Genomic DNA, 7077 nt, shown 5'->3' on the forward strand with positions numbered 1-7077 from the left:
AACAAAGTTTACGCGAAAACATAGCATTTATACCTCAACACCCCAGTTTGTTTCATCGAACCGTTTATGAAAACATACTGTATGGCAAAATTGGTGCCAATTATGAGGAGGTTGTTAATGCTTCTAAAAAAGCCCATGCGCATGAATTTATTGTCAACTTACCGCAAGGATATGACACCCATGTTGGAGAAAGAGGGGTTAAATTATCTGGCGGACAATGTCAAAGAATTGCGATTGCAAGAGCGATTTTAAAAGATGCGCCTATTTTGATCTTAGATGAAGCCACGAGTTCACTTGATTCTTTAACGGAAAAGCTAATCCAAGAATCATTACATATTGCAATGAGTAACCGAACGGTTATCGTGATAGCTCATAGGTTATCGACCATTTTATCTATGGATAATATTCTAGTTATGGACAATGGTAAAATTATCGAAATGGGTAACCATAAACAGCTAATCGATGCTGGCGGTTTTTATAACACACTATGGAACACTCAAAGCGGACATAGTTTTATTTAATTGATGAAAGCCATGAACAAAAAAAATTAATCATTTTGTTTTAAATTAAGTTTAATGTGTGCTATTCCTGAATCAGGCTATAAGGTTTTTTTTCTTAATTCCAAACCCGAAAAAAAGTAGATGTTTTTAAGCTTTGGATTGGCATTTTAATATTTCAATTTACAAGGCGCTAATTTTTTCTATTGCACCCAAAACAATATTTCTAGAGCGTTCAAGCCGAGCGATTGCTTTTATCGCTTCTAACAATGGCATAACTGTGACAGTCCATACATCCAAAATAGATATATAAAAAAACTTTAAAATAGTTGGCTTATGACCAAACCTACTTGCTCCGAAATTAATAACCAAGCATTAATGTAATTGGCCCGCAAGGGGAACCCAGACGATAGCTCTTTATGAAGAATTAATCGATACAATTAACAAACTAAAAACGAATAAACAGCCCAGCCTAGATTTGATGAAGCATAGGATAATCAAGGTTTTCTTTTACAAAGCAAATCTTTATCATAAATTAATTCATGATGGAGAAAATGGAGATGTCTGAAAATAGATTCGTACACTCTCTACATGCTTAAAACGCATCACACCCCTAGTGAAATGCGAAAGGTTTTGCATCGTATATGGACTTTATTCATCAAAACATATCCTCTTGGCCGAATGTTTTAAGGACGAAAGCTATCCTTGGGAGTTTCATCTGGAGATTCATCTTTTTTTCTAGGTCCCATTTTATTTTTAAATGATTCTCGTTCAATTGGATTGCTATATAGTGCTTCGTTTCTATCCAAATAATTTTTTATATTATCCACACGAATCGCTTGATCATTAATACTAGACTGACTGTATTCGTTTCCTTGACCTTCTAGAAAAATAAGTTGATGTTCAATTTGATCATCCTCTACATAGGTAATGACATGATGGTCTTTAATAGAAGAGTCGCGAATTAAAAATGAACCATTTGGTTTACCCTGTAAAAGTTCTTCTGAGTCATCGCGTGATAATTTACCATGATATAGAGACATCTTTTTCAATACATATAGATCTTTACCCATGGCATTGAACCTCTTTTATTGATAGAGTATTTAAATTATATACTACTATTGGGATAACTATTAAATAATAAGTATTTTTTACTAAGAATGGAAAGATGTTGACATGATTAGACGACACGCTTGCGTGCACCCTGATCAAGCAAAGACAAAAAAAGCTATTTCTGTTTCGCTTAATGACAATGCTATTGAAGTTCTACAGTCCAGGTATGGAACTCACCCCAGGTTTGTTTTTACCTACCAAGGCAAAACACCAATCATGCTGGTTAAAAGCTCTTAAACGAGCTGGTATTGAAAATTTAGTAAATCTAATGGAATAACAGAAGGCTTTCATCGCATGATTATAGCTGCCCTCTTAAATGGAAAAGAGCCCTTTTTTTGAACCCTTGAAAATTAACGTAACCTCTTGATTTATAACGATTGATTGGCGCGCGCTTGGAGGGACTCGAACCCCAGGAACCTTGGTTCGAAGCCTGATGCTCTAGTTTTAAATTCGTTATAAATCAATACATTGAGAAGCGTCAAACTCACCAGAAACTGCCTATTACAGCGGAGTGCCGCCACAGTTGAGACACGTTTTGGTCACAGAATAAAATTAAACTTTTTGTTGTAAATAAAACCAATCGTAGATTTTGAATATTCAGTTTACAAGGCGCTAATTTTTTCCATTGCCCCCAAAACAATATTTCTAGAGCGTTCAAGTCGAGCGATTGCTTTTATCGCTTCTAACCATTTAGGATCTTCAATGAGCTTTTTAAAGTATCCTGAAATAAATTGGACAACATCTTTTGGTGAATCCATTATTTCTACTAATAATTCAGGCCTGCCATTAATAACATTGATGATATCTTCTAAATCCTTGCAATCCCAATAATCATTATTCATATATGCTCTATCAGTAAACGCCTCAAGTTTTGTAGCAATGAAATAGACAGCACTGAGTATTTTGATTTTTTTGTCTTTAATTTGAATCTCAATTGCATTGTCAAAGCCTGCTTGATACCAATTTGAATTGATTCCTTGTAAAACACCATCGGTGTACATGACATCAATCATAAAATCATCTAACACATATCTGCAATTGACATTTCCATCCGGCTTAAAACCTAAGCTTTCCAGTTTTTTCTGTAAAGAATAATGGGCAACAATATCAGTTCTTCCTAAATCCAGAGCGACATCAATATCATAGGTTGGTCGTACATCATCTTCTACTAAATCAGTGATTAATAGCCCAACGATCCTGCCACCGACATAAACAACTTGTTCATTTAGATCTTTTAAAAGGGTTGCTGCCTTATAAAGTGCTTCATTGTTTTGTTTAACTCTTATTGATTCCATATAAATTGTTCCAATAATTCTTTTGCAATTTTATTTTCTCGTTTCCCACCTAATCGAATCAGATCAAGTGCACTAATAATGGCATAAAAATTCTCATCAGGGCATCTATCCAAAGCATTAGGTAATGCTTTGTATATAGGGGTTAGGGCAAGACCTTTTGTATCACCATTAATATAGGGCCATACATAGGATTCTTCGCTCATGATTAATTTTTTAAAATAAGGAGAGCTATAGACCGCTGGCATGCCACGTGTTGCTATATTAATTTCCGCTGGAAAATGATACTTCACACTATGGACAAAAAACTCCATAAGCTCGTGCTTATGTAATTCAATGCTATCATCCGAATAACGCGTTATAAGCTTCGTAGTTTCAAGCCTTTTAATACTTTTTGTCACTTCAGATTGACTGATATAAAGCTCATGAGCGATGCTTTTAAACTCAATTTTTTCTTTAGTATTATTTTTTAAAAGCAATTTAATTAGAATAGCTATGTCTTGCCCTTTAAGCATGAAAAACTCCAGTCTGTTTTAGTAGAATTATAGCAGGATGGTTTCCGATTTCCAATTTGGAAATTGGAAATTATATTGTGGTGGATGGCATTTGAAGAACTTATTCTGTTAATGTGCTGCAAAAACAATGATATATTAGCTTAATTAGTACATGAGCAACACAAGTGATTGGTTTATTTTTTATGTTTAATTAAACTAAAAGTGTATGTATATCTGTAAATACTACTCCCTAGTTAAAAGTTAAAATTAATTTTTAATACTATCGATAGCTCTTTCCCTAACTCTCAAGGTAAAATTTTTTTTTCTAATATTCTTGAAGACTTAAGGTATTTTCCCTTGATGTGTTGCTTAGGCCTGCTTTACAGCTTAATTTTCCCTGTCTATGATATCTGTACTAAAATCAAAAATAAGAGTTTATTATGTCACCACGCGGTGGAAAAAGAGTAGGGGCGGGGCGTCCAAAAGGGGAGGTAACTAAAGCGATTCGCGTACCGGTATCGGTACTGGCTGAGTTTGAACGGTTAAAAGACGGCCCTAATTATCAATTGCCAGTATTTTCCAGTAAAGTTCAGGCGGGTTTTCCATCCCCTGTAGATGATTATATCGAGGGGTATCTGGATTTAAATACTAAATTTATTCGACATCCTTCAGCGACCTTTGTGTTGCAAGCCACCGGTGACTCCATGATTGAGGCGGGCATTTTTTCAGGTGACTGGTTACTCGTGGATAGAAGTATTGAGGTGGCTGATGGACATATTGTAATTGCCGCAGTCAACGGGGAGCTGACGGTAAAGCGCTTGTCTAAAAGGCAGGACAGAGTGCAACTGCTTCCAGCGAATCCCAAGTTCAAACCCATCGACATTACGCAAGATTGTGAGATGGTTATTTGGGGTGTGGTTACTTTAGTCCTTCATGAGACAATTTAATATGTTTGCCCTTATTGATTGTAATAATTTCTACGCCAGTTGCGAGCGCTTTTTTCGACCCGATTTGCGCACTACACCCATTGTGGTGCTCTCCAATAATGATGGCTGTTGTATTGCACGTTCCAATGAAGCAAAAGCTCTAGGCATTGCCATGGGAGAACCCTATTTTAAGATAAAAGGCTTATATATCCAGCATGGGGTTAAGGCCTTTTCATCCAATTACACCTTATATGGCAACATCAGTCATCGGGTGACGTGTACGATTGAGGAGAGTTGGCCGCATGTAGAAATCTACTCCATTGATGAAGCGTTCTTGGATTTAAGCAGCATGCCTGCTGAATTGCATGACTCCTTTTGCGCGATGCTGCAGAAGAAAATTTTAAAACACACCGGCATTCCTACCTCCATTGGTATTGGGCCGACTAAAACGCTTGCAAAACTCGCTAATCATTGTTGTAAAAAGGTGTTCAAAATTCCAGTATTTAATATCACGGCACAACGTGAAAATCTATTAAAACAAATCGCCGTGGGGGATATTTGGGGAGTAGGGCGTCAATGGGAAAAAAAATTGTTGGCGCGAAGAATTTATACCGCTTATGACTTGGCCATTCACAATCCGCATCAAGTGAAAAAAAGTTTTAATGTGGTACTCATGCGAACCGCGATGGAGCTTCAAGGCATAGCTTGCGGTGGACTAGAGGAGGTGGAGCCTAAACAAAGTATCATGTCTTCAAAAAGTTTTGGCCAGATGCAAACTGAATTTAGTAGTGTTGCGCAATCAGTGAGTGGCCATTGTGCGCGTGCAGTGGAGAAAATGCGTGCTCAAGGATTAGTAGTACAACGTCTGTACGTCTTTGTACACACCAATCGTTTCCGCCAGGATTTGGCACAACATTTTCAAGCCATGGAATTTCGCTTAGTGAATGCTACCGATGATTTGCTGTTAATCACCCACATTGCTAAACGGTGTTTGCGACGTATTTTTAAGCAAGGCTATTTTTATAAAAAAGTCGGGGTCTGTTTAGAAGATTTAATACCCAAAGACCCACGCCAATTGGATACGTTTCACCAACCTACGGATGAAGAGCTAGAACATACGGAATGCTTGGTGAGTGTATTGGATAAAGTGAATCAAAAATACGGGAGAAGTACCCTTCGCTTAGCTGCTGAAGGTTATTCTAAGCCTTGGGGTATGCGCGCTGAACTTAAATCGCTTGTCTACACCACGCGCCGGAGTGATGTCCCTAAAGTGGGTTTTTATTAGCATGGATGCTGAAAAAGAAAAAGACGAGCAGGAGGGCTTACGTAAAATCATTCATATTGATATGGATTGTTTTTATGCAGCCATTGAAATGCGCGATTTCCCCGAGCTTGCCAATAAGCCTATGGCGGTAGGTGGGCTTGCCTCCCAACGAGGCGTTATTTCAACCAGTAATTATGTAGCAAGACAATTTGGAGTGCGCTCTGCGATGTCGACCGCACAGGCACTAAAACTTTGCCGACATCTTATTGTGCGTCCTGGTCGGATGGACGTCTACCAACAAGAAAGCTACTACGTACGGGAGATATTTGCGGACTATACCGATTTAATAGAGCCTTTATCCTTAGATGAGGCCTATCTTGATGTGACGCATTCGCCTAATTGTAAGGGAAGTGCTACTTGGATGGCACAAGAGATACGCGAGCGCATTTTTCAGACGCGCAAGCTTACAGCCAGTGCGGGTATTGCTCCAAATAAGAGTTTAGCCAAAATCGCTAGTGATTGGCATAAGTCTAATGGACAAATGGTGATTAAGCCCCATGAGATTGCGGCGTTTATGCTTAATTTACCCGTGCGTAAATTATTTGGGGTAGGTCCTAAGATGGAGGAAAAATTAAACACCTACAACATTAAAACCTGCGCTGATGTGCAGCAGTATTCACAAGAATATCTGTATCATGAATTTGGGACTATGGGGCAACGGCTTTATGAGTTAGCTCGCGGTATTGATAATCGTCCAGTTAACCCAGAGCGTATTCGTAAATCAATTAGTGTGGAAGAGACTTATTTAAATGATTTGCCTGATATTGAGGCCTGCCTGGCTGCCTTGCCCGAATTAATTACCCGGCTTGAAGGACGCATCCGGCGTGCTGGTGAGATTTCAGGCATTCATACTGTTTTTGTAAAATTGAAATTTAATGATTTTCAACAAACTACCGTAGAGCAGGTTATTAATCACCTTGAGTTGCACGTGGTATGTAGATTAATCCAAGAAGGTTATTTGCGAAAACGTCTGCCGGTACGGCTTCTAGGTGTAGGAATTAAATTAAAACAAGAAAAGCTTGATGAAATGAGGCAATTATCTTTTGATTTATAGTGTTCCGAGGAGACAGACCACATCCATGTGGTAGTGCATCATCCTTAATGCGTTCAAATAATCCTTATAAGGACATCCGCTGTCTTTCCTCGTACTGTCTACATCATAGCGAATCATTTAAAAAATGCACATCCTAAACAGCCTATTGTTGTGTAAGATTTTAAATGGCGCGCTCGGAGGGACTCGAACCCCCGACACCTTGGTTCGAAGCCAAGTACTCTATCCAGCTGAGCTACGAGCGCAATGGGGTGTGGATTTAATATTTTGTCATTTTCTTCTGGTTGATATTGGAGATTAGTTACCAGAATGGTGGGCCGTATAGGATTCGAACCTATGACACAGAGGTTAAAAGCCTCCTGCTCTACCACCTGAGCTAA

7 protein-coding genes and 1 tRNA gene are annotated in these 7077 nt (G+C 38.4%); 4 read left to right on the top strand and 4 right to left on the bottom strand.

Annotated features, from left to right (window positions below; genetic code table 11):
* Nucleotides 1-47 precede the first annotated feature (47 nt).
* Nucleotides 48-521: an ATP-binding cassette domain-containing protein gene (locus tag Ltuc_RS15775; RefSeq protein ID WP_274519403.1), complete on the top strand. Its 474-nt coding sequence runs from the start codon at nt 48-50 to the stop codon at nt 519-521.
* 662 nt (nt 522-1183) lie between these two features.
* Here Ltuc_RS15775 and Ltuc_RS03225 read toward each other — a convergent pair.
* The 3 genes from Ltuc_RS03225 to Ltuc_RS03235 all read right to left on the bottom strand — a co-directional run bounded on the left by Ltuc_RS03225 (nt 1184) and on the right by Ltuc_RS03235 (nt 3417).
* Entirely contained in the window at nt 1184-1570 is a 387-nt protein-coding gene (locus Ltuc_RS03225; RefSeq protein WP_058519904.1) for an SH2 domain-containing protein, read from the bottom strand.
* A 642-nt stretch (nt 1571-2212) separates the two neighbouring features.
* Nucleotides 2213-2905, bottom strand: coding sequence for a hypothetical protein (locus tag Ltuc_RS03230; protein ID WP_058519905.1), 693 nt, complete (start codon nt 2903-2905; stop codon nt 2213-2215).
* The gene (locus Ltuc_RS03235) at nt 2893-3417 is read right to left on the bottom strand and encodes a helix-turn-helix domain-containing protein (RefSeq protein WP_058519906.1); all 525 of its coding nucleotides are present in this window, start codon (nt 3415-3417) and stop codon (nt 2893-2895) included. Before Ltuc_RS03235 ends, Ltuc_RS03230 begins: the two co-directional genes overlap by 13 nt.
* A 419-nt stretch (nt 3418-3836) precedes the next feature.
* Between Ltuc_RS03235 and Ltuc_RS03240 the strand changes: the two genes are divergently transcribed.
* Genes Ltuc_RS03240 through dinB form a run of 3 tightly spaced genes read left to right on the top strand, consistent with a single transcriptional unit; the run spans nt 3837 to nt 6700 of the window.
* Complete coding sequence (locus tag Ltuc_RS03240) at nt 3837-4343, top strand: LexA family protein (protein WP_058519907.1); 507 nt, start codon at nt 3837-3839, stop codon at nt 4341-4343.
* A gap of 1 nt (nt 4344) precedes the next feature.
* Nucleotides 4345-5607, top strand: a complete 1263-nt coding sequence (locus Ltuc_RS03245) for a Y-family DNA polymerase (RefSeq protein ID WP_133138252.1) — start codon at nt 4345-4347, stop codon at nt 5605-5607.
* Between the two features lies 1 nt (nt 5608).
* Entirely contained in the window at nt 5609-6700 is a 1092-nt protein-coding gene (gene dinB, locus Ltuc_RS03250; RefSeq protein ID WP_058519909.1) for a DNA polymerase IV, read from the top strand.
* A gap of 165 nt (nt 6701-6865) precedes the next feature.
* Here dinB and Ltuc_RS03255 read toward each other — a convergent pair.
* Nucleotides 6866-6942 (bottom strand) — tRNA-Arg (locus Ltuc_RS03255).
* Between the last annotated feature and the right edge of the window lie 135 nt (nt 6943-7077).

Source organism: Legionella tucsonensis (assembly GCF_001468035.1).
Lineage (GTDB): Bacteria > Pseudomonadota > Gammaproteobacteria > Legionellales > Legionellaceae > Legionella > Legionella tucsonensis.

Bases quoted from the DNA above. Each gene is read 5' to 3' on its own strand.
- Ltuc_RS03225 (WP_058519904.1), bottom strand. From the start codon at position 1,570: ATGGGTAAAGATCTATATGTATTGAAAAAGATGTCTCTATATCATGGT.
- Ltuc_RS03230 (WP_058519905.1), bottom strand. From the start codon at position 2,905: ATGGAATCAATAAGAGTTAAACAAAACAATGAAGCACTTTATAAGGCA.
- Ltuc_RS03235 (WP_058519906.1), bottom strand. From the start codon at position 3,417: ATGCTTAAAGGGCAAGACATAGCTATTCTAATTAAATTGCTTTTAAAA.
- Ltuc_RS03240 (WP_058519907.1), top strand. From the start codon at position 3,837: ATGTCACCACGCGGTGGAAAAAGAGTAGGGGCGGGGCGTCCAAAAGGG.
- Ltuc_RS03245 (WP_133138252.1), top strand. From the start codon at position 4,345: ATGTTTGCCCTTATTGATTGTAATAATTTCTACGCCAGTTGCGAGCGC.
- dinB (WP_058519909.1), top strand. From the start codon at position 5,609: ATGGATGCTGAAAAAGAAAAAGACGAGCAGGAGGGCTTACGTAAAATC.